The 22,661-nt window shown below is 62.8% G+C and carries 20 protein-coding genes; 3 read left to right on the top strand and 17 right to left on the bottom strand.

Annotation, left to right across the window (positions count from 1 at the left end):
• Positions 1-204: 204 nt before the first annotated feature.
• From CXY70_RS10135 to CXY70_RS10105, 7 genes are all read right to left on the bottom strand, one after another.
• Entirely contained in the window at positions 205-3,141 is a 2,937-nt protein-coding gene (locus CXY70_RS10135; protein ID WP_104192244.1) for an FtsK/SpoIIIE domain-containing protein, read from the bottom strand.
• 91 nt (positions 3,142-3,232) lie between these two features.
• Positions 3,233-3,787, bottom strand: a complete 555-nt coding sequence (locus CXY70_RS10130; protein ID WP_146066110.1) for an FHA domain-containing protein — start codon at positions 3,785-3,787, stop codon at positions 3,233-3,235.
• A gap of 54 nt (positions 3,788-3,841) precedes the next feature.
• Complete coding sequence (locus tag CXY70_RS10125) at positions 3,842-4,195, bottom strand: zinc ribbon domain-containing protein YjdM (RefSeq protein ID WP_146066109.1); 354 nt, start codon at positions 4,193-4,195, stop codon at positions 3,842-3,844.
• 33 nt (positions 4,196-4,228) lie between these two features.
• Positions 4,229-4,762: a hypothetical protein gene (locus CXY70_RS10120; RefSeq protein ID WP_104192241.1), complete on the bottom strand. Its 534-nt coding sequence runs from the start codon at positions 4,760-4,762 to the stop codon at positions 4,229-4,231.
• Positions 4,759-5,157, bottom strand: coding sequence for a PadR family transcriptional regulator (locus tag CXY70_RS10115; protein WP_104192240.1), 399 nt, complete (start codon positions 5,155-5,157; stop codon positions 4,759-4,761). Before CXY70_RS10115 ends, CXY70_RS10120 begins: the two co-directional genes overlap by 4 nt.
• 68 nt (positions 5,158-5,225) lie before the next feature.
• A complete protein-coding gene (locus tag CXY70_RS10110; RefSeq protein WP_369852395.1) occupies positions 5,226-6,029 on the bottom strand; it encodes a PP2C family serine/threonine-protein phosphatase in 804 nt (267 codons plus the stop codon).
• Between the two features lie 104 nt (positions 6,030-6,133).
• A complete protein-coding gene (locus CXY70_RS10105; RefSeq protein ID WP_104192239.1) occupies positions 6,134-7,570 on the bottom strand; it encodes a gamma-aminobutyraldehyde dehydrogenase in 1,437 nt (478 codons plus the stop codon).
• Positions 7,571-7,693: 123 nt separating this feature from the next.
• Here CXY70_RS10105 and CXY70_RS10100 point away from each other — a divergent pair, with 123 nt between their 5' ends.
• Positions 7,694-8,176 carry an Lrp/AsnC family transcriptional regulator gene (locus tag CXY70_RS10100; protein WP_104192238.1) on the top strand — a complete coding sequence of 161 codons (483 nt, stop codon included), beginning with the start codon at positions 7,694-7,696 and terminating at the stop codon, positions 8,174-8,176.
• A 6-nt stretch (positions 8,177-8,182) separates the two neighbouring features.
• Positions 8,183-9,613, top strand: a complete 1,431-nt coding sequence (locus CXY70_RS10095) for an aspartate aminotransferase family protein (protein ID WP_104192237.1) — start codon at positions 8,183-8,185, stop codon at positions 9,611-9,613.
• A 16-nt stretch (positions 9,614-9,629) separates the two neighbouring features.
• Here CXY70_RS10095 and CXY70_RS10090 read toward each other — a convergent pair whose 3' ends face one another.
• From CXY70_RS10090 to CXY70_RS10075, 4 genes are all read right to left on the bottom strand, one after another.
• Complete coding sequence (locus tag CXY70_RS10090; RefSeq protein ID WP_104192236.1) at positions 9,630-10,922, bottom strand: DUF4192 domain-containing protein; 1,293 nt, start codon at positions 10,920-10,922, stop codon at positions 9,630-9,632.
• Between the two features lie 93 nt (positions 10,923-11,015).
• Positions 11,016-12,911 carry an ABC transporter ATP-binding protein gene (locus CXY70_RS10085; RefSeq protein WP_104192392.1) on the bottom strand — a complete coding sequence of 632 codons (1,896 nt, stop codon included), beginning with the start codon at positions 12,909-12,911 and terminating at the stop codon, positions 11,016-11,018.
• A 65-nt stretch (positions 12,912-12,976) separates the two neighbouring features.
• Complete coding sequence (locus tag CXY70_RS10080; RefSeq protein ID WP_104192235.1) at positions 12,977-14,710, bottom strand: ABC transporter ATP-binding protein; 1,734 nt, start codon at positions 14,708-14,710, stop codon at positions 12,977-12,979.
• A gap of 20 nt (positions 14,711-14,730) precedes the next feature.
• Positions 14,731-15,693: an aldo/keto reductase gene (locus CXY70_RS10075; RefSeq protein ID WP_104192234.1), complete on the bottom strand. Its 963-nt coding sequence runs from the start codon at positions 15,691-15,693 to the stop codon at positions 14,731-14,733.
• Positions 15,694-15,805: 112 nt separating this feature from the next.
• On the opposite strand from CXY70_RS10075, the gene CXY70_RS10070 reads away from it, so the two are divergent.
• Positions 15,806-16,333, top strand: coding sequence for a methylated-DNA--[protein]-cysteine S-methyltransferase (locus CXY70_RS10070; protein WP_104192233.1), 528 nt, complete (start codon positions 15,806-15,808; stop codon positions 16,331-16,333).
• Positions 16,334-16,355: 22 nt separating this feature from the next.
• Here CXY70_RS10070 and CXY70_RS10065 read toward each other — a convergent pair whose 3' ends face one another.
• From CXY70_RS10065 to atpA, 6 genes are all read right to left on the bottom strand, one after another.
• Positions 16,356-17,354 carry a malate dehydrogenase gene (locus CXY70_RS10065; protein ID WP_104192391.1) on the bottom strand — a complete coding sequence of 333 codons (999 nt, stop codon included), beginning with the start codon at positions 17,352-17,354 and terminating at the stop codon, positions 16,356-16,358.
• Positions 17,355-17,395: 41 nt separating this feature from the next.
• The gene (locus CXY70_RS10060) at positions 17,396-18,223 is read right to left on the bottom strand and encodes a YaaA family protein (protein ID WP_104192232.1); all 828 of its coding nucleotides are present in this window, start codon (positions 18,221-18,223) and stop codon (positions 17,396-17,398) included.
• Between the two features lie 16 nt (positions 18,224-18,239).
• Positions 18,240-18,512, bottom strand: coding sequence for a F0F1 ATP synthase subunit epsilon (locus CXY70_RS10055; protein WP_104192231.1), 273 nt, complete (start codon positions 18,510-18,512; stop codon positions 18,240-18,242).
• 2 nt (positions 18,513-18,514) lie between these two features.
• The gene (gene atpD, locus CXY70_RS10050; RefSeq protein WP_104192230.1) at positions 18,515-19,978 is read right to left on the bottom strand and encodes a F0F1 ATP synthase subunit beta; all 1,464 of its coding nucleotides are present in this window, start codon (positions 19,976-19,978) and stop codon (positions 18,515-18,517) included.
• Between the two features lie 33 nt (positions 19,979-20,011).
• On the bottom strand, positions 20,012-20,914 hold the full coding sequence (locus CXY70_RS10045) for a F0F1 ATP synthase subunit gamma (RefSeq protein ID WP_104192229.1): 903 nt from the start codon (positions 20,912-20,914) through the stop codon (positions 20,012-20,014).
• A gap of 83 nt (positions 20,915-20,997) precedes the next feature.
• Positions 20,998-22,635, bottom strand: a complete 1,638-nt coding sequence (gene atpA, locus CXY70_RS10040) for a F0F1 ATP synthase subunit alpha (protein WP_104192390.1) — start codon at positions 22,633-22,635, stop codon at positions 20,998-21,000.
• Between the last annotated feature and the right edge of the window lie 26 nt (positions 22,636-22,661).

Raw genomic sequence — 22,661 nt, 5'->3', positions numbered from 1 at the left:
CGCTCGCTGCGTTGCGAGTTGGTCGATAATTGCACATATCAGCGGTAGAAACACCTAAAAGAGGTCAAAACATTGATCTTGCAATCGTTCTATCACGAAATCAGCACAAACTTGCAACGTGTGCCCGCGAAATCGTCGGTGTGCCACGATCCGGCAGGTGACGCTGCGCAGATTGCTGCCCCAGCCGTTGGCCGAGGCCCTGAGCTAGTCCGGCAATTTCGCCCTGGTGACCTCTCCATCGGGGTGCAAGATCCAGACCCGTCCACGTCCGGGTGCCAGCGGAGGCGGCAGCTCCCGGCGATGACTAACCAGCCGAAAGTCCGACAGGCTGCAGCGGTCGAACACCAGGCTGGCCGCTCGGTCGCTCGACGTCGAACCACGAAGCCGTGCCAGCAACGTCCAGTGCACCTGCCAGGATTCGGCGTCACCGACGACAATCAGTTGACCGGCAGCATCCGCTTGGCCCGCAGCGCCTGGATCCAGCAGAGCGGAAGCCGCTGGTCCGCTGGTTCCGGCAAGTTCCAGTACCGGGATACCCATGGCATTACGCAGGCGGGTGGCCGTGTTTGTCGGCGACGATGACACGATCAGAAGCGGACCGCGAGCTGGTAGCGAATCGGGCACCACGACAGCAGGAATGATCATGCCCGGAGTCGGTGCCAGCAGCTGCACGCGCAGGGTGCGCCATACTCCCCCACCCGGCGGCAGCGACGTGATGTAACCGGCCGATTGTCCCCCGGCCGCGAGGTGGTCCTGCACGCTCGGCAGTTTCAGCAGCAGGGTACTCTGGCACAAGGTTGCCAGCCCCGGAACCACGCTCGTGTGTCGTTGCACGGCGACGACGACATGCACACCGGCGGCCGGTCCGTCCCGCAGCAGACCGACGAGCAGATCAACGGCTGCCAGCCGGTGGTCGGGCTGCCAGCGGGCGCAGACGGAATCAAAGTCGTCGAACAGTACCAACCGGGGCGAGGCCGAAGTCTGCTGCCCGGTTTCCACGCGGGCGCTCAGAGTCTGGAGCACATCCCAAACCGACTCCACGTCGGCCGTGACCAGTTGGGTTTCGACCCGATGTTCGGCCACCCGGGTGAGCGTGTGCAGCAGGGTGGATTTACCCGAGCCGGCCCCGCCGACCACCAATAGGTGCCCATCAGTGTCGGGGTCGTAGGCGAACACGCAGTACCGCTGGCGCTCGGGTTCGTCGAGCAACCCGACCGGATACCCCGTCGCCGGCGCCACCCCAACCGTCGCCAATTCCAGATCGTGCTCGGTCACAATCGGCGGGAGCGCATCGAGCCATGGACGTCTGGGAACATATCCGGACGACGATCGTGGCGCCGCGATGATGCTCGCAATGTCGAGTTCCTCGGTCGTCGCAATCTGGCAGAGCACCGGTTCTCCGGCTTCCGTGGCGACCAAACACCGGCCGGGCTCATTCGGTGCCAACGCGGCCGCGGCATCCGTGCCGATCACGGCCTGGCTGTCGGCCCGGTTGTTCACTCGGAGCGACAAACGCAGGCTGCAGTTAGCCAGCAGCGCGTCGCGCACGACCCCGGCCGGCCGTTGGGTACACAGAATCAGGTGCACCCCGAGCGACCGTCCCCTGGCGGCAATGTCTACAAAGAGCGCGTGCAGCTCGGGAAACAGCCCGAGCATGGTCGCGAATTCATCGACGACGATAATCAGCCGGGGAAGCGGATGCTCCAGGCGCGCGTCGGTCACGTCCCGCGCCCCGGCCGCACTCAGCATGCGCTCCCGGTAAAGCAGTTCGGCACCCAGACTGGCGAGAGCCCGAGTGGCCGCATTCGAGTCGAGGTCGGTAATGAGTCCGACGCAATGCGGCAGTCGAGCAAGCGGTTGAAAGGCCGCACCGCCCTTGAAATCGACCAGGAGAAAGTTCACCTGCCGCGGCGAGTACGTCGCGGCCAGCGCGGCAACCCAGGTGGTCAGGAGCTCGCTCTTGCCGCTACCGGTCGTTCCCCCGACCACGGCGTGAGGTCCGGACTGCACCAGGTCGAGGTAAGCTGGCCCGTCGCGACCGACTCCGATCGGGCAGGCAAGGCTCGATGGGGCCATCGAACGGTCCATCGCCCGATCCATCGCCGAAGCATCGGTGACGTGCTCAAGGAGTTGCATGACCGGGACCATGGCCGGGATCACCCCCGTCGTGCTCACGAGGCCTGCCGACTTGGCCTGCCCGGCGAGTGCTACCGCAAAATCGACGGCTTCGGCCCTGGCGAGAAGTTCCGGAGAGAAATCCAGAGGGGGCGCCCGATTCGGCGAACGAATAATCTGTGCCCGCGCCGGACCGTTCACGCGCACGACCGTTCCGCAGCCCGGCGGCAAGTCTTCCAGCCGCATCGCCAGGGCGAGCAACAGCCGCCCGCTTTCTGGTTCCCCATAAAGCGGATCGGTGGTGCTGGTGGTGGTTCGCAGCCGGAGTGTAAACCGGCGCGGCGGTGGCGCCACGTGCGGCAACTGTGTCACCCAATCCCAGTCGGTGGACCCGGCATCGCTCGGGCCGGCGACACCCAAGTCGGTCGGCGGCACCGCGAAAGTGACCTGCACGACAACGGCACGGCCGAGCGCCGCCGCGAGCGGCACCGGCCCGACGATACCAAGCCCCTGGGCCAGGTCAACAACGACGGGCGCGCCGGTGACTGTTGCAGCCCACTCCCGCAGTTGACGGTTATCGTTCGGGCCGCTGCCTCCGCCGAGTCGGATGCCGCTCGGGGCCGGGCCAACGCCCAGCGAGACGCGCGTGCCTTCCGTTAGTCGCCAACGCGCGACTGCCGCACGCCCGAGCACAATGTTTCTCGCCGAAGGCGTCTGCCGCCAGGCTTCGTCGCGCCAGCGGGTGTGACGTTCGGTAATCATCAAACGCAACACCGCGACGGCGTCGCCGTGCGAAACCGTCTCGGCCCGACGGCGTTTACGGCCCGAACGTTTCGCGTCGAACATGCTGGCCACCGCGATGATCGGGCTCAGAACGGCGAAAATTAGCGCGAAGGCCGAGCCGGTGATCATCCAGATCACTCCTGCAGCGACCAAGGGCGCCACAGTGGCGAGCAAGGGAAAACCCGCGGGCGGCAGAACGGCCGGCGCGGGCGGTAGCGTGAGGGTTTCATCGACGGCGGACACCCAACCAGCAGACCCGTCTATCGGTCGAGAAACATCCGCGACGTGATTATCGGTGCATAACCGGCGTTCTGGTCAGCGGTGGAGGAGGTGTTCAGGCGACAGTGAAAGAGTGGTCAGCGATTTCAACCCGCGTACCACGCGGCAAAACGAACCGTCGGCCCGGTTCGAGCACCTCGGCCGTTTCGCCGGGACGGCGAATCACGGTGCCGTTGCCCGAGACCCGGTCGCTGACCCAGAATTCGCCGTCGTGCTGGCCGAACTCGAGGTGCGTCTTCGAGACCGAGCGGTCGGCATCCGCTACCCGAATGAGTTCGTCGAAAATCTCATCGGGTTGGGCCAGGGGTTTGCGGCCGATTAGGCCGGAGCCTTGCACGGAGACCACCTGACCGGTGCTGAAGGTCAACACGAAGGTCGCCCGGGTCGGCAGCGCGGCGGCGGGGACTGCGTGCGGTGCGGCGGCTGGTGCGACGGTCACGACAGCGATGGCCCGAACGGGCGCCGGCACCTCTGTTGGAATCGGTACGGAGATGACCACTGTGGTGCGCGGCAGCCGCGCAATGATCGTCGTGTCGTTGGGGCGAGGGTCCCGGCGCTTGCGCGACTCCACGGTAGCGGTACGGGAGCTGCCGCATTCGCCGCAGAACATGGCTAAGGCCGGCAACCAGGCCCCGCAAATCTGACACGTCACGATCAGCTTGGCCTAGACCTTTTTGACCAGGCTGGACTTGAGCTGCATGAATCCGAATCCATCGACCTTGCAGTCGATGTCGTGGCCATCGACCGGGTCGACGAGACGGATGTTGCGAACCTTGGTGCCGACCTTGATCGACAATGACTGGCCCTTGACTTTGAGGTCCTTGATGATCGAGATGGTGTCACCGTCGGTCAGCACGGTTCCGAAGGCATCCTTGACAACGGCTTCCTGTTCTTCGTCGACCGGTTCGTTCGACCACTCGTGGGCGCAGAGCGGGCATACCAGCAGGGAGCCCATCTCATAGGTCAGGTCGCTGGAACATTCAGGGCACGGCGGCAGGGTCTCATTCACTCGTTCCATAATACGCGTCTGGATTAAGCCGGCACGGGCGTGCTAGCGGCGGCGGGTCAGCACGCGCCAGAGCCGACCGGCGATGATGGCCGCGATAACCATGAACATGAGCGGAATGTAGGCGACGACAGAGGAGGCTTCCCAACCAATCCCGATTCCGGAATCACGGTTGAAAGCCGATACCAGCAGCCCGAGAAAGTATGACTCGGCCGACTCTGCTCCGTTGTCCATTAGGGCAGACAACATGCCAGCGGTGAACGCGAAGGCCAGGGTCCACCAGAGCAGCAGCAGGCCGGTGAACCAGTAGATTGCCCGAACCCAGGACGGCCGGTTACTGCGGCCGTCCTCGGCGAAACTTCGGGCCAGGGCGCGAGGAGAGCCGAGCGAGTCGAGGGCGGCGTCGATGCCGCGGGCGGCGGCATCCACTTCGATATTGTCGCGAATCTCCCGCAGGATCGATCGGCGTTCGCGCGTAGTGACCGCCTCTTCGAGGGCGAGGTCGAACCGAAACAGATAGGACTCGCGGCGACGCCAGACTGCAAACGTTGATCTGACCTCGGTGGTGTGCGTGTTCATTTCTGTTCCTCTCCGGCTGGTTCTCGCTCGTCTGGTTCAGCTGTGGGGATGGCGCCCAGCCCCGTGTGCACGATCGCAATCAGGGAATGCCATCGCGCCGTGGCGAGCATGAGGGCTTTTTCCCCGGCCGGGCTGAGTGCGTAGTACTTGCGCGCCGGTCCAGCTGTGGATGCCACGAGGTGGCTGGTGAGTGAACCCTCCTGTTCGAGCCGTGACAGCACCGGGTAGACCGTGCCGGTCGCAAGGTCGCCCAGGCCGATGTTCTGCAGTCGCACGACGAGTTCGTAACCGTACGATTCGGCGAGGTGCAGTTGGCTCAGGATCAGCATGGGCAGCACACCGCGCAGGGACTGCGCGTCTTGCTGCACCTCCGGCGTGGACGGTGGTTGCTTCATAGCTATCACCCTAGGGCAACTAGTGGGCAATGCCTAATAGCTGGGAATACTTGCTAGCAGGGGTCGGGTCAGGTGTTGGGCGCCTCGTACGGCTCGACCGCGAGCACGTCAACCACGATGGCGGTGACGTTGTCGCGACCACCGTTTTCCAGGGCCGCCTCGACCATCGCCGCGACGGCATCCGCTGCGAGCTTCTGTTCGAGCAAAAAATGACGAATTCCGTAGGGGGTGAGTTCTTTCGTGAGTCCGTCTGAACAGACCAGAATGCGCATGCCGGCCTGGATCGGCAGAATACGGTAGTCGGGAATTGGCGGTTCGTGAAAGCCGACGGCGCGAGTGATGATGTTACCGTGCGGGTGCACGTCCGCCTCTTCGCGGGTGATGCGACCGGCGTCGACGAGTTCCTGCACGACCGAGTGGTCGTTGGTGACCTGCTCGAGAACACCACCGGTCAGCTGGTAGACCCGGGAATCACCGATGTTGTAGACGATCCAGCTAACGGCGTCCGAGACGAGTGCCAGAGCTACGCCGGTCACGGTGGTTCCGGTGCCCTGGTCGGTGACGCCGACACCCTGCGCCATGTCCTCCACGGCGAGAGCGAGTGCCCGATCGATCGAACCAGCCTCCGCCACGAGAGTCCCGGACAGCTCGGAGAGCCTGGTCACGACTGCGGCACTTGCGACATCGCCGGCCGAATGGCCACCCATGCCGTCGGCGACGGCGAACAGGGGCGGGGCGGCGAGGAGGCTGTCCTCGTTGACCTCACGGCGATGGCCGACATCGGTCAGGGCTGCCCATGCCAGCGTTAGCGTCGTGGCAACGCTGGGCAGTTCGACGCGAAATTCGGTCGAACCTTGACCAATCTGGGTCACGGGTGGTGCCTTCCGAGTCTGGGCACGAATTCGTCCCCGCCGTTCCAACGTTCACCGAAGGACTTGGACCATAATAACGTCACCGCTCACGGCCACTGCACCGACTAGTGCCCGATGTAGCTCATCACGTGCTTGATCCGGGTGTAGTCCTCGAACCCATATATCGACAGATCCTTGCCATAACCGGAGTGCTTGAAACCGCCGTGTGGCATCTCGGCAACGATGGGAATATGCGTGTTAATCCAGACGCAACCGAAGTCAAGGTGCTTGGCGAAGCGCATCGCGCGGCCGTGGTCGCGGGTCCACACCGACGACGCCAAACCGTAGTGCACGTCGTTGGCCCAGCGAAGCGCCTCGGCCTCGTCGGTGAAGCGCTGTACGGTCATCATCGGCCCGAAGATTTCCTGCTGCACCGCCTCATCGGTCTGCAAAAGTCCGCTCACGATGGTCGCGTCGTGAAAATATCCGATACTGCCAACCCGGTGTCCGCCGAGTTCGACCCTGGCGTGGTCGGGCAGTCGGTCGACGAAGCCAGTTACCTGGGCAAGCTGGCTGGCGTTATTGACCGGTCCAAACAGAATGCCCGCTTCGCGTGGGGCCCCCGTGCGGGCGTTGTCCCGGGCATATACGGCGAGCGCCGCGACGAATTCGTCGTGAATGCCATTTTGCACGAGCAACCGGGTTGCGGCCGTGCAGTCCTGACCGGCATTAAAGAAGCCCGCGGCGACGATCCCGGCAACGGCAAGCTCGATATCCGCATCGTCGAACACCACGACCGGCGCCTTGCCGCCCAGCTCGAGGTGCACCCGTTTCAAATCGTGTGACGCGGCTTCGGCCACGGCCATTCCTGCCCGCACCGAACCGGTGATCGACACAAGCTGCGGGGTTTTGTGGTCGACCATGGCCGCACCGGTCGTGCGGTCGCCGACGAGCACGTTGAGCACACCGGCTGGAAGAAATTCCGCCGCGACCTCGGCGAGCAGCAGGGTCGCGCTTGGGGTGGTATCCGAGGGCTTCAGCACCGTGGTGTTGCCGGCGGCGAGCGCGGGCGCGAATTTCCACACCGCCATGTTCAACGGATAATTCCAAGGCGTGACCTGGCCGACGACACCGATCGGTTCACGCCGGATGAATGAGGTGTGGTCAGTCATATACTCGCCGGCCGCGCGACCCTCAAGGTTGCGGGCTGCGCCGGCAAAAAAACGAATCTGGTCGACCGAGAGCAAAATCTCATCGTCAACCAGGGTGGAGCGAGGCTTGCCGGTGTCGAGCGACTCGGCGTCGGCGAATTCTTCGGCACGCGCCTCGATCGCATCCGCTATGCGAAACAGCGCTAGCTGCCGCACGGCCGGGGTCGTCTCGCCCCAAATTTCGAAAGCGGATGCTGCGGCACGGTAGGCCGAGTCCACATCGGCTGCATTCGATACAGGACTAGTGCCGTAGACCGTTTCGGTCGCGGGATCGATGAGGTCGAACCAATTTGCCGCGGTGGAGTCGACGTACTGACCATTGATGAAGTTACGCAGTTCGAAGGCGCTCATGCGGCCCAGTGTATCCATCTCAATTTGAGATGCATGGAGATTCACAAATGAAATCCGCAGTAATTTGCATAATGCGCGACGGATTCGCTTGCCGAAGTGTATTCGCACTGACAGAATCGATGCATGAATGGACAAAGGCGCGGTCAGTCGCTCAAGCCGGCCCAGCTCGACGATGTGTCGAAAAAGATCATCGAACAGCTTCAAGTCGACGGACGTCGGTCGTACGCGGAGATCGGCAAAGCCGTCGGCCTCAGCGAAGCGGCCGTGCGCCAACGGGTACAGAAACTCACTGACTCCGGTGTCATGCAGGTGGTGGCTGTAACGGACCCGATGCAGCTGGGCTTCTTCCGTCAGGCCATGATCGGCATTCGCGCCTCGGCCGACACCCGTGTGCTCGCCGATCAGCTGGCCGCAATCGATGCCGTGGACTACGTCGTGCTCACGGCTGGCACCTTTGACATTCTCGCCGAGGTCGTCTGCGAAGACGACGACGAACTGCTCGAACTGCTCAACTCCAAGATCCGCAATCTCGATGGAGTCCTCTCCACCGAGACGTTCGTTTATCTCAAACTCCATAAACAGTTCTATAACTGGGGAACACGGTAAAAAAAAATGACTCTCACCACGCTCACCGAAACGACTGTTGCCTTCAGCGACGCCCACAACGCCGAGCTGCAGCAGAAGGCTAAGGACCACCTCTGGATGCATTTCTCGCGTCAGTCGGTGATGGAATCCGGCGCTGGAGTGCCCATCATCGTCAAGGGCCACGGACACCACATCTGGGATTCCAAGGGTAAGCAGTACATTGACGGCCTCAGCGGCCTGTTCACAGTCAACGCGGGGCACGGACGCAAGCGTTTGGCCGAAGTCGCTGCCAAGCAGGCCGAGGAACTCGCCTTCTTCCCGATCTGGTCGTACGCTCACCCGAACGCGATCGAACTCGCCGATCGGCTCGCCTCCTATGCTCCCGGCGACCTCAACCGGGTGTTCTACTCCACCGGAGGCGGTGAAGCGGTCGAGACCGCGTTCAAACTCGCCAAGTATTACTGGAAGCTGATGGGGCGCCCGACCAAACACAAGGTCATCTCCCGCAATGTCGCCTACCATGGCACCCCGCAGGGCGCCCTGGCCATCACCGGCATCCCGGCGATGAAGGAGATGTTCGAGCCGGTCACCCCCGGTGGTTTCCGCGTTCCCAACACGAACTTTTATCGGGCCGACGAGATGAGCCCTGGCCTCGGCCTCGGTGACAACCTCGAAATGTTCGGTCAGTGGGCCGCAAACCGCATCGAGGAAATGATCGAGTTCGAGGGCCCCGAAACCGTCGCCGCCGTCTTCCTGGAGCCGGTACAGAACTCCGGCGGCTGCTTCCCTCCGCCGCCCGGCTACTTCAAACGGGTGCGCGAGATTTGCGACAAGTACGATGTGCTCCTGGTCGCCGACGAGGTCATCACGGCGTTCGGTCGCATTGGTAACATATTCGCCTCGATGACCTATGACATTCAACCCGACATGATCACCTGTGCCAAGGGCATGACGAGCGGATACTCACCAATCGGCGCGACCATCATTAGCGACCGTATCTACGAACCGTTCAAACACGGCGACACGACCTTTTACCACGGCTACACGTTCGGTGGCCACCCGGTCTCCTCGGCCGTTGCCCTGGCCAACCTCGATATCTTCGAAGAGGAAAAACTCAACGAGAACGTTCGTGAGAATTCGCCGGTATTCCGCAAGGAACTGGAGAAGTTGCTCGACCTGCCCATCGTCGGCGACGTGCGCGGTGCCGGGTATTTCTTCGGTATCGAGCTGGTCAAGGACAAAGGCACCAAGGAAACTTTCAGTGACGAGGAATCTGAACGTCTGCTGCGCGGCTACCTGTCGAAGGCGCTCTACGAGGCCGGACTGTACTGCCGCGCCGACGACCGCGGCGACCCGGTCATCCAGCTCGCTCCCCCACTGACCGTGGGCCCGAAGGAATTCGCCGAGATGGGCGAGATTCTGCACGGGGTGCTGTCGGAGGCACCGAAGTATATGTAACCGCTGCGCACGAGGTTCAGCGGCCGGCTGCGCGCTCGTCGAAGTCTTCACCCCAGTCTTGGTCCAAGTCTTCGTCGAGTTCGTAGCCATCGCGCTCATCAACTGCGACGTCATCATCGCCGTCATCGTCGCGCGGGACCGCGAACGCCCACTCCGGCAGGTGCCCCGAGTCGAGCAGCAGTTCCAGCAGGATCGCCATGCTGTACTGCGAGTCGATGGCAAGGGCCTGGTCCACGAAGAAGCCGGCTACAGATCCACTGCCGAGTGCCCATGACAACCAGGCCAGCATGCAAAGCGGCGCCGGCCTGGCCGATCGAGAAGCCATGGCAACGACGGTGCGTAATAGCGTGATCGCGATACGGATCCGGTCAATGTCGGGCCGTTCGCACTGCAGGCCGAGCATAATATCGCCGGTGTGCGCGGCGGTCGGGTCACCGATATCGATCTCCTCGGCTACAAGGTCATCGAGGCTGCGCCCGGTTTCGTGCTGGAGCCGAGCGTACCGCCCGTTGATGTCGTGGGCCCGCACCCCTTCATCGTGCCCAAAGGCGAACTGCACCATGATCTGATCGCGGTTAGGCGGGGACTGCACGAGCACGAGAAGCGCGGCAGCGTTTTCCTCGGTGGGCGGATTCGGCCAGGTGAGTGCCTCCTCAGCGATCGCTACCGGGTCAAGTGCAATGCCGAAGGCGCTAAACAATGGTGGAGAGTTCTCGGCTCGCGCGACTAGGTGGCGGTACCGCCGGTAGATCCGGGCCAGCCGTTCCTGGGTCGCTAGGTTGACTCCGATCGGATCCGCGCCGTTTTGCAGAGTGCCAAGCGGGCGTACGGTCTTGATCCCCGTCTCCTCGTTCGCCGCCGTGTTCACCGGTGACGTAGCAATATCACTGAGTGGATGCCCGCCAGCGGGGCACTCCGGATCGAGGTAGCTTCCCCAGGCATCCGCTGCCACGCATAGGGAATCGCGCACCAGAAAACCGCTCCATTCGAGTCGCCGATTCAAAATCTCGGCAAATTGTTCGCGCGGGATACCGACGGCATCGATAAAGGAATCATCGGTGTAGATGACCGGAACGACGGCATCCACTCCGGGAATCTTGCACAGCATCCCCGCGAGGGTCGTCGCGATGCGTTTGTACACCTTGTGGGGTGCGCCGTCGTCCGGCAGGTTGAAACGCAGCGCGCCGCAGGTGCGGTTGCCACGAAACGCCACGAGCACGGCGCTGGCCTCGGGAACAAAACCGAGCAGCTGGGGAACGAGTGCCAGAAAGTCCTGGGCCTTCTGGGCTTTGACAATGGTGGGATGCATGCCGCCAGAGTGCCAGCGCCGCCGCGCGCGGATCCGCGCCGGACCAAATCTGGGGTTGATTCGGCCAGGCGACCGGTTGGGGAGGAGTCGCCTCTAGACCTCGTCGGCAACGGGCGCCGCGAATTGGGCGGCATACAGCGCCTGGTAGGCACCGTTTGCGTCAAGCAGCTGCACGTGGTTGCCCTGCTCCACGATGCGGCCCGATTCCATGACCAGAATCAGATCGGCGTCACGAATCGTCGACAGGCGGTGGGCAATGACGAAGCTCGTGCGTTCGGCCCGCAGGGCGCTCATCGCCTTCTGCACGAGAACTTCCGTGCGGGTGTCTACCGAGCTTGTCGCTTCGTCGAGGATGAGCACGCTCGGCTGCGCCAGGAACGCGCGGGCGATGGTCAGCAACTGCATTTCGCCGGCGCTCACGTTGCTGCCCTGATCGTCGAGCACGGTGTCGTAGCCGTCGGGCAGCGAGTGCACGAAACGGTCCACATAGGTCGCAGCGGCGGCGGTGAGAATCTCCTGCTCCGTCGCATCCGGTCGGCCGTAGGCGATGTTATCGCGAATCGTGCCGCCGAACAGCCAGGTGTCCTGCAGCACCATGCCCATCCGGCTGCGCAGGTCGTGCCGGGTCATGGTGACAACATCGACGCCGTCGAGCAGGATACGCCCCGAGTCGATCTCGTAGAACCGCATCATGAGGTTGACCAGCGTGGTCTTGCCGGCTCCGGTAGGACCGACGATCGCGATGGTCTGCCCTGGTTTGGCGACGAGGCTAAGTTCCTCGATCAGCGGTTTCTCCTTGGTGTACCGGAACGACACGTTTTCAAAGACCAGACGTCCGTGCACCTCGGTGGGTGAGCCGGCAGGGTCGGGGTCTTCGCTCTGTTCGTCGGCATCGAGCAGGTCGAAGACGCGTTCAGCGGATGCCACGCCCGACTGCAGCAGGTTCGCCATCGACCCGAGCTGCGCGAGCGGCTGAGTGAACTGGCGGGAGTATTGGATGAACGCCTGCACGTCCCCCAGTTGCATCGCGCCCGAAGCGACCTGCAGTCCGCCGACGACCGCGATAGCAACGTAGACGAGGTTGCCGATGAAGGTCATGGCCGGCATGATCATGCCGCTGATGAACTGGGCGCCGAAGCTGGCCTCATAGAGTTCGTCGTTCTTGGCCGTGAACCGGGCGTCGACCTCTTTCTGCCGTCCGAAGACCTTGACCAGTGCATGGCCGGTGAACGTCTCCTCGATCTGACCGTTGAGTTCACCGGTGTTCGCCCACTGGGCTACGAACAGTTTCTGGGAACGCTTCGCGATGAACGCCGTGATCACGAGGGTCAGCGGAACGGTCACCAGCGCGATCAGGGCCAGCAGCGGCGAGAGGATGAGCATCATCACAATCACGCCGATGACAGTGAGCAGGCTCGTGACCACCTGGCTGAGTGACTGCTGCAGGCTCTGCGAAATATTGTCGACGTCGTTGGTGACCCGGCTGAGCAGCTCACCGCGCGGCTTTTTGTCGAAGTAGCTCAGCGGCAGACGGTTGATCTTCGCCTCGATCTCTTCGCGCAGCCGATAGACGGTGCGCTGCACGACGCCGTTGAGCACATACGCCTGCATCCAGCTGAACACGCTGGAGAGCACGTAGAGGGCGAGCGCCCAGAACAGCACGGTCGAGAGCATCGCAAAGTCGATGCCGAGGCCAGGTGCCAGCGTCATGCCGCTGAGCATGTCGGCCTGCGTGCTGTCACCAGATGCCCGGAGCCCCGCAATCACGTCGGCCTGGCTACTGCCAGCCGGAAGCGATTTGGATACAACGCCGGAGAAGATCAGGTTGGTGCCTTCGCCGAGCAGACGCGGGCCCAGTACGGAAAACGAGACACTGATCACGGCGAGGACGAGCACGAGAACGAGCCAGAGCCGCTCGGGGCGCAGCTTGCCGAGCAGGCGTTTGCCCGACGCGGTGAAGTTCATCGATTTCTCGGCCGGCAGGCTCATACCGCCAAACGGCCCGCCGCCGCGCTGCGGACGCGGGGCCGGCTTGTCATCGGCGTGCGTCTCGCTCACGCTGCCTCCTCCGCGGTGAGCTGGGACAACACAATTTCCTGATAAGTGGTGTTTGTATCGAGGAGCTCCTCGTGGGTTCCCCGACCGACAATGCGACCGTCTTCGAGCACGAGAATCTGGTCGGCATCGATGATGCTCGACACCCGCTGGGCGACGATGACCATGGTGGCGCCATTGGTGCTCTGCTTCAGGGCGAGCCGCAGTCGGGCATCGGTGGCGAGGTCGAGGGCTGAGAATGAGTCGTCGAAAATGTACAGCTTCGGCCGTTTTACGAGGGCGCGGGCAATCGCGAGGCGCTGGCGTTGGCCGCCCGACACGTTGGTGCCTCCCTGTGAAATCGGTGCGTCGAGTCCGCCGTCCATTTCCGTGACGAAGTCCCGAGCCTGGGCGATCGTGAGGGCCTGCCAGAGTTCGTCCTCGGTCGCATCCGGTTTGCCGTAGAGCAGGTTACTGCGCACCGTTCCGGAGAACAGGTAGGGCTTTTGCGGCACGAGGCCAATCTGCCCCCAGAGCAGGTCGGGATTGAGCTCGCGCACGTTGACGCCGTCGACAAGCACGGAGCCGCTCGTGGCATCGAACAAGCGCGGCAACAGATTAACCAGGGTGGTTTTGCCGCTGCCGGTGCTGCCGATGATCGCGGTGGTCCGGCCATGACGGGCGATGAAGCTGACGTTCTGCAGCACCGGCTGTTCGGCGCCCGGATAGGCGAATCCAACATCGAGCAATTCGAGTTCGCCCTGACCGACCGTTGTGTTCACCGGGTTGGCGGGCGGCATAACGCTCGACTCGGTCGCGAGCACCTCACCGACGCGGTCCGCCGAGACGGCAGCACGCGGGATCATGACGGCCATGAACGTGGCCATCATGACGGCCATGAGAATCTGCATGAGATAGCTGAGGAACGCGATCAGCGTACCCACCTGCATCGATCCGTCTTCGATGCGAAACGCGCCGAACCAAATCACGGCGACGCTGGACACATTGAGCACGAGCATCACGATGGGAAACATGAGCGCCATCAGCCGACCCGAGCTGAGGGCGAGGTCGGTGACATCCTGATTAGCCCGGGCAAACCGAGCGACCTCCACGTCTTCACGGACGAAGGCGCGCACGACCCGGATGCCGGTGAGCTGTTCCCGCAGCACCTGGTTGACGGTGTCAATGCGGGTCTGCATCTTGCGAAACAGGGGCACCATCTTGACCACGATGAATCCGACGGCGATGAGCAGAATCGGCACGCTCACCGCGATGAGCCAGGACAGCTGCACGTCCTGACGGATCGCCATGATCACACCGCCGATGCTGAGGATGGGTGCAGTTACCAGCAAGGTGCAGGTAGTGAGCACGAGCATCTGCACCTGTTGCACGTCGTTGGTGGAGCGGGTGATGAGCGATGGGGCCCCGAACCGGGTGACCTCTTGCTCGGAGAACTCGCCCACCCTGCTGAAGACGGCCCCGCGAAGGTCACGCCCGACCTTCATCGCCACCTTCGCGCCGAAGTACACAGCCACGATCGCGCAGACAATTTGCGCGAAAGTGATCAGCAACATCAGTCCGCCAACACGCAGAATGTAGCCGGTGTCACCGGTTGCGATGCCCTCGTCGATGATGTCGGCGTTGAGGGTGGGCAGAAAGAGAGAGGCGATCGATTGGGCCAGTTGAAAGAGAATCACTCCCAGAAGCAGCTTCCAGTATGGACGCAGGTAACGCACGAGCAAGGACCACAGCACGAAGTTCTCCCAGAGTGAGGTCAGGCGAAGAGGTTGGAAATAAACGCAACCTCGTCGACCGACGGCTGCCAGGACGCCGCGGCATCCGCGTTTTGAATGATTTGCTCAGGCTTGGTGGCGCCGGCGATGACGCTGGTCAGTCCCGGCTGCGCCAGTAGCCAGGCGAACGTCGCGGCCAGCATACTCACCCCGCGCGCGTCACACCATTTTTGATACTGCTCGATCACGTCCCACGGGGCATCGTCGGCGAGATGGCGCCTGATCATCATGATGCGGCTGTCTGCCGGCCCGCCCGTGCGCGAGAATTTGCCGGTGAACAGGCCATTGTAAAGCGGGAAAAAGGGCAGAAACCCGAGACCGTAGGCGTTCACGGCCGGCAACACCTCGTCTTCGACATCACGTGCAAGCAGGCTGTATTCGTTCTGGCTCGAGATGAACGCGGGATGACCGTTCATCCGGGCGGTGAACTCGGCTTCCGCGATCTGCCATCCAGATAGGTTGGAGTGACCGATGTATCGAATCTTGCCCTCGGTAATGAGGTCGTGCAGGGTTGACAGGGTCTCTTCGATGGGCGTTGACGGGTCGGGAAAGTGCAGCTGGTACAGATCGATCCAGTCGGTCTGCAGTCGCCGGAGGGATGCCTCGACGGCCAAGCGGATGTACCGGCGTGAGCCGCGCGCGCCCCAGTCCGCACCGTTCGACCCGCCCATGTCCAGGCCGAATTTTGAGGCCAGCACGATCTGGTCGCGCTTGTCCCGCAGCGAGTGTCCCATGAGCGTTTCGCTCAGTCCTCGTTCCGCACCGTAAATATCGGCGGTGTCGAACAGCGTAACCCCTGCTTCGAATGCGGCGTCGATCACCGCCGTAGTGCCTTCCTGGCTTTCCGACGCGGTACCGGTACGACCGAAATTGTTGCACCCGAGCCCGATCGTCGAGACGGTCAGTCCGGAGGAGCCAAGCCTGCGATATTCAATTTGAGCCATCACTACAGACTAGGGGCGCGGCCCCCTCCTGCACAGGTGCGCGTGCCGGGCCTCTGTACACCCCTGTCCGAAACCCGCGACGTGTCGGCCGAGCGACGGCTACAGTCGAATCATGGACAGCATCCCGACGCACGTCACCCAGCTCCCCAAAACGACGCACAAGCTCCTTCGCCTCCCCAGCCCCGTCGGCCGTCTGGAACTCACCGCTGACGATGAGGGTATCCTCTCTCTTTCCATCGAAACCGACGGTCACTTACCGCTAGATTCGACCCCCGAGTCGCCCTCCTCCGTGTTGCGACTTGCAGCCGAACAGCTCGACGAGTACTTTGCCGGGACCCGGCAGTCGTTCGATCTTCCCGTGCATCTGACGCGCGGCACCGAGTTTCAGCGGAGCGTCTGGGCGCGGTTGGCCAGCCTCAACTTTGGCAACGTCATCTCCTATGGGGCGCTCGGCAGTGACGTTGGCCGGCCGGGTTCGGGCCGCGCCATCGGCGGCGCCGTCGGCGCGAATCCGGTGCCGATCATCATCGGCTGTCACCGTGTATTGGCGACGAGCGGTCAGATCACCGGCTACAGCGCTGGGCAGGGTATCCCCACCAAGGCCTGGCTGCTCAACCACGAGGGCATCGCGCACCGGTAGCCGGCCAGCGTGACCGTGAAACTCAGCGACGCCCCATTGGCAGCAGGCCAAGCGCACGCACCGCGTCGCGTTCCTCCACGAGTTCTGCGACGGATGCCTCGATTCGACTGCGCGAGAATTCGTTGAGTTGCAGCCCGCTTACGATGCGCCAATTCCCGTCAACCGATCGCACCGGGAAAGAGCACACCAAGCCGAGCGGAACATCGTAGGAGCCATCGGAAACGACCCCTGCGCTGGTCCAGTCGACGCCGCGGCCGGTGACCCAGTCGCCCACATGGTCGATGGCCGCATTGGCGGCGGAGCCGACCGAAGAGCCTCCCCGCACGGCGATAATCTCCGACCCGCGCTCGGCGACTCGCGGGATGAATGTCTCCGTCAGCCACTGCTCGTCGACGAGATCGCGAACCGCTCGGCCCTCTGCTGTGGCATGAAAGACATCCGGGTATTGACTGGCCGAGTGGTTGCCCCAGACGGTCAGCCCGTGAATCGCCCCGACGGAGACGTCGAGGTGGTTGGCCAATTGCCCGACGGCCCGGTTGTGGTCAAGCCGGGTCATGGCAGTGAAACGGTCACTCGGCACATCCGGCGCGTGAGCGGCGGCGATGAGGGCATTTGTATTGGCGGGGTTGCCGACCACCAGCACGCGCACATCATCGGCCGCGCCCGCGTTGATGGCGGCCCCCTGCGGACCGAAAATGCGGCCGTTTGCTTCAAGAAGGTCGGCACGTTCCATGCCCGGACCACGTGGGCGCGACCCGACGAGCAGAGCGATATTCACTCCGTCGAATGCGACCGCCGGGTCATCGGTGACGTTCACCCCGCGCAGCAGGCCGAAGGCACAGTCCTCGAGCTCGAGCGCAGTGCCCTCAGCAGCCTTCAACCCCTGAGGTATTTCCAGCAGGGTGAGACGGATCGGCGTCATGGGCCCCAGCAGCGCGCCGGCGGCAATGCGAAAGAGCAGCGCATAACCGATCTGCCCGCCAGCTCCGGTGACGGTCACATTGACCGGTTGCCGAAGGATCGGGACGTTGACCGCTTTGGGGAGGGTGCCGGTGTCTGTAGTCACGCGCCCAGCCTAACCCCGGTATAGATCGTCGATGAGGCCGGGCGACCCGGCGCGGCGAGGTGCTGCTCGACGACAAGCTCGAGTTCGCCGGGTGTGCCATGGTCGAGTCGGATTCCGACCGATTGTGCCCAGCGGATGAGTTCGCGCGCGTTCGTGAAATTGTGTTCGTTTTCGAGCAGAGCCCGGGTGAACTCACCCTTGGATTTCTTATTAAAGTGGTTCAGGGCACGCTTCTGACCGTCTCCGGTGTCGGTGACTACTCGAAGGTACAGTGACTCCGGCCGCACGGGTCGGGCGCCCAGGGCAACATAAGCCTCAGACCTCAGGTCGAGCAACAGTCCGGTAGTCCGGCCGAGAAGCTTCTGAACGTCGGCGCTCCAGTGCTGTTTGAGAGTGTGATTGGCCAGCGTGACTCCCGGCACGCGCGAATCGTGGGACAGCCGGTACGCCGGGATCGGATCGAGGGCAGCGAGCGGCCCAAGGAGTGCGGAGTGCACGACCAGGTGGGCGTGTGCGAACTCGCGCTGCGGCCGCGAAAGGGTCGCAGCATCCAGGCCGTCGAAGAGTACCCCGGTGTAACGGTCGATCACCGGAAGGGTAGGAGACGCAAACAACTCACGGTTGCGGTCAATCTCAAACAACTGTGTGCGGCCCAGTTTGAGGGCGGTGCGGGCGGCCTCGGGATGCCGCGTCAGTGCGACGAGCGCCCGCGCCAGAACCCGACGCTTCACGTTCAGGGTCGGGTAGGCCAGTTCTGCCCAGTCCAGGGGTACAGCTTCGCCGCCGGAGCGTTTCGTCTCCGACGGCGGAAGCAGTATCAGCACTGGTGTTTCAAACGGGTTATTTGGAACCCACGAGTTCGGCCTTGCGGGCCACGATGGTGATCACGTCGTTGTCGACCGACAAGAAGCCATCCTCAGCCTGGGCCAGAACCTTTGAGCCGTCCGCCAGGGTGAGACGTACGTCACCCGCGGCCAGAATCGCCAGCATCGGTTCGTGTCCGGCCAGGATGCCGATCTCGCCCTCGACGGTCTTCGCAACGACCATGGTCACCTCGCCGGTCCACACCTGCTGGTCGGCAGAAACAACACTGACGGACAACGACTTCGCCATGCTTAGTCGTTCTCCTTCTGAATCTGAGCCCACTTCTCTTCGACGTCGTTGATGCCACCGACGTTGAAGAAAGCCTGCTCGGCCACGTGGTCGAAGTCACCGTTAGCGATGGCCGTGAACGACTCGATGGTGTCCTTGAGCGGAACGGTGGAACCTTCGACACCGGTGAACTTCTTCGCCATGTAGGTGTTCTGCGACAGGAACTGCTCGATGCGGCGGGCACGGGAAACCGTGACCTTGTCTTCCTCAGAGAGCTCGTCAACGCCGAGGATCGCGATGATCTCCTGGAGTTCCTTGTTCTTCTGCAGGATGGCCTTGACCCGAACAGCCGTGTTGTAGTGATCGGCACCCAGGTAGCGGGGGTCGAGAATACGGCTGGTCGAGGTGAGCGGATCGACGGCCGGGTACAGGCCCTTCGACGCGATCGCGCGGGACAGCTCGGTCGTAGCGTCCAGGTGGGCGAAGGTGGTCGCCGGTGCCGGGTCGGTGTAGTCGTCGGCGGGAACGTAGATCGCCTGAAGGGAGGTGATCGAGTGGCCGCGGGTCGACGTGATCCGCTCCTGCAGGATGCCCATCTCGTCGGCCAGGTTGGGCTGGTAACCCACGGCGGAAGGCATACGGCCCAAGAGGGTCGACACTTCGGAGCCGGCCTGGGTGAAACGGAAGATGTTGTCGATGAAGAGCAAGACGTCTTGCTTCTCCACGTCGCGGAAGTACTCAGCCATGGTGAGAGCGGAGAGGGCAACGCGCAGACGCGTTCCCGGCGGCTCGTCCATCTGGCCGAAGACCAGGGCGGTCTTGTCGAAAACGCCGGCTTCTTCCATCTCGGCGATGAGGTCATTGCCCTCACGGGTACGCTCGCCGACGCCTGCGAACACCGACACTCCACCGTGGTCCTGCGCAACGCGCTGGATCATTTCCTGGATGAGGACGGTCTTGCCGACTCCGGCACCACCGAACAGGCCAATCTTTCCACCAAGTACATACGGCGTCAGAAGGTCGATGACCTTGATACCGGTTTCGAACAGCTGAGTCTTGGACTCGAGCTGGTCGAAGGCCGGCGGCTTACGATGGATGGGCCAACGCTCGGTAATTTCGATCGTCTCGCCGGGCTGGGCGTTGAGGACATCGCCGATGACGTTGAAGACCTTGCCCTTGGTGACGTTTCCGACCGGAACGGTGATGGGGCTGCCGGTGTCGCGTACTTCCTGTCCGCGAACGAGCCCGTCGGTCGGATTGAGCGCGATAGCGCGAACGAGGTCGTCACCGAGGTGCAATGCGACCTCGAGGGTGATCTCGTTCGACTCGCCACCGATGGTGATCGTGGTCTTCAGGGCATTGTAGATGCCGGGGATCGAGTCATGCGGAAACTCGATGTCGACAACGGGGCCCGTGACGCGCGCGATGCGGCCAACAGAGCCGGCCGTGTCATCCGCCCGGACTGGCGCGATTGCGGTGTCAGTCATTGCTCTCTCTTCTCTGCCCATAGGACATGTGAACTACTTCTTAGCGGATGAGAGCGCGTCGGCTCCACCCACGATCTCGGAAATCTGCTGGGTAATCTCGGACTGGCGCGCGTTGTTCGACAGGCGTGTGTAGTCCGTAATTAGCTTGTCGGCATTGTCACTGGCCGACTTCATCGCCTTCTGGCGACTCGCGTGCTCGGACGCCGCCGACTGCAGCATCGCGTTGAACAAACGACTCTCGATGTATACCGGGAGGAGGCTATCTAGAACGGTTTCGACGTCGGGTTCAAACTCATAGAGAGGAAGGACCTTATTGTCACCGGGCTCTTCCACCCCCTCGACGACTTCGAGGGGAAGCAGTCGAACGACTTCGGGAACCTGGGTGACCATGCTGACGAAACGATTGTAGACGATGTGAATCTCGTCGACGCCACCATCGGCATAGTCCGTGAGGAACGTCTCCAGAAGGGCTTCGCCGATTTCCTTGGCCGTTTCAAACTGCGGCTGGTCTGTTCCACCAGTCCAAATTCGCTCCGAGGCTCGGTTGCGAAAGTTGAAGTAGGCGATGGCCTTGCGGCCGACCAGGAAGTACACGATCTCTTTGCCCTGGCCACGGAGCAACTCGCTCAGAGACTCGGCTTCCCGCAGCACCTGCGAGCTGAACGCACCGGCCAGGCCGCGGTCGGACGCGAAAATAACGACCGCTGCGCGCTCGATCTTCTCGGGCTCCGTGGTGAGCACGTGCTCAACGTTCGAGTACGTGGCCACCGCTGAAACAGCACGCGTTACCGCGCGCGAGTACGGGGTTGACGCAGCCACTCGCGCCTGCGCTTTCTGGATACGCGAGGCGGAGATCAGCTCCATGGCCCGAGTGATCTTCTTGGTCGTCTGGGCAGACTTGATCTTCTGCCGGTAGACCCGAAGTTGCGCTCCCATGTGTCTGCTTCCTTGTCTTTCAGTTTGTCGTCGTCATTGTTACAGCGTCGTCAGTGGTTCTGCATCGTGCGAATCGCCGAGGACTAGCGGCGGTGCTTGACGATCTTTTCCTGGTTGACGTCTTCAGCAGCAATAGCCTCAAACTTTTCCTTGCCCACCGAGGCGAGCGGCTTGCCCTCACCGGTCTGGAACTCAAGCTTGAACTTGTCGACGCCGGCGGTGAGGGCTGTAACGGTTTCGTCGGAGAGAACGTTGGTCTCGCGCAGGGTCTTCAGGATCTCAGTGTTACGACCGAGGAAGTCGAGCAGCTCGCGCTCGAAGCGCAGCACGTCAGCAACGGGAACCTCGTCGAGCTTGCCGTTGATGCCGGCCCAGATGGAGACGACCTGATCCTCGACGGGGTACGGCGAGTACTGCGGCTGACGCAACAGCTCAGTGAGGCGGGCACCGCGGGCGAGCTGACGACGGCTCGCCGCGTCGAGGTCGGAGGCGAACATGGCGAAGGCCTCGAGTGAACGGTACTGGGCCAACTCGAGCTTGAGTGTTCCGGAGACCTTCTTGATCGACTTGACCTGCGCGTCACCACCGACACGAGAGACCGAGATACCAACGTCAACAGCTGGACGCTGGTTGGCGTTGAACAGGTCGGACTGCAGGAAGATCTGACCGTCGGTGATTGAAATCACGTTGGTCGGAATGTAGGCGGCAACGTCGTTGGCCTTGGTCTCAATGATCGGAAGACCGGTCATCGATCCGGCACCGAGCTCGTCGGAAAGCTTGGCACAACGCTCGAGCAGGCGGGAGTGCAGGTAGAACACGTCTCCGGGGTACGCTTCGCGTCCCGGCGGGCGGCGCAGCAGCAGCGATACGGCACGGTACGCCTCGGCCTGCTTGGACAGGTCATCGAAGACGATGAGAACGTGTTTGCCCGCGTACATCCAGTGCTGGCCGATAGCCGAGCCGGTGTACGGGGCGAGATACTTGAAGCCGGCTGGGTCGGACGCGGGAGCGGCGACGATGGTGGTGTATTCCATCGCTCCGGCATCCTCGAGGGCACCCTTCACCGAAGCGATGGTGGAGCCCTTCTGTCCGATCGCGACATAGATGCAACGAACCTGCTTGTTCGTGTCGCCGGACTCCCAGTTGACCTTCTGGTTGATGATGGTGTCGATCGCGATCGCCGTCTTGCCGGTCTGCCGGTCACCGATGATCAGCTGACGCTGGCCACGGCCGATCGGGATCATGGCGTCGATGGCCTTGATGCCGGTCTGCATCGGTTCGTGAACCGACTTGCGGCTCATGACGCCGGGGGCCTGCAGCTCGAGGGCACGACGGCCTTCGGTCGCGATGTCGCCAAGTCCGTCAATGGGGGCGCCGAGCGGGTCGACAACCCGGCCGAGGTAACCGTCGCCGACGGGTACGGAGAGTACCTCGCCAGTGCGGTGCACCTCCATGCCCTCAACGATGCCGCCGAATTCGCCGAGAACGACGACGCCGATCTCATCTTCGTCGAGGTTCTGAGCCAGGCCCAGGGTGCCGTCGGCAAATTTGATGAGCTCGTTCGCCATCACGCCGGGCAAGCCCTCAACGTGGGCGATACCGTCTCCGGCCGTGGTGACGTAGCCAACCTCGGTCGTTGATGTTTTGTTCGGCTCGTAGGACTTGACGAAGTCCTGGAGAGCGCCACGGATCTCATCGGGGCTGATCGTTAGTTCTGCCATCATCTTCCCTTTTCTGTACGGCTGTA

This window comes from Cryobacterium sp. Y82 (assembly GCF_002929495.1).
GTDB lineage: Bacteria > Actinomycetota > Actinomycetes > Actinomycetales > Microbacteriaceae > Cryobacterium > Cryobacterium serini.
Note: the sequence above shows the minus strand (reverse complement) of the source record. Positions and strands in the feature narration are given on the sequence as shown.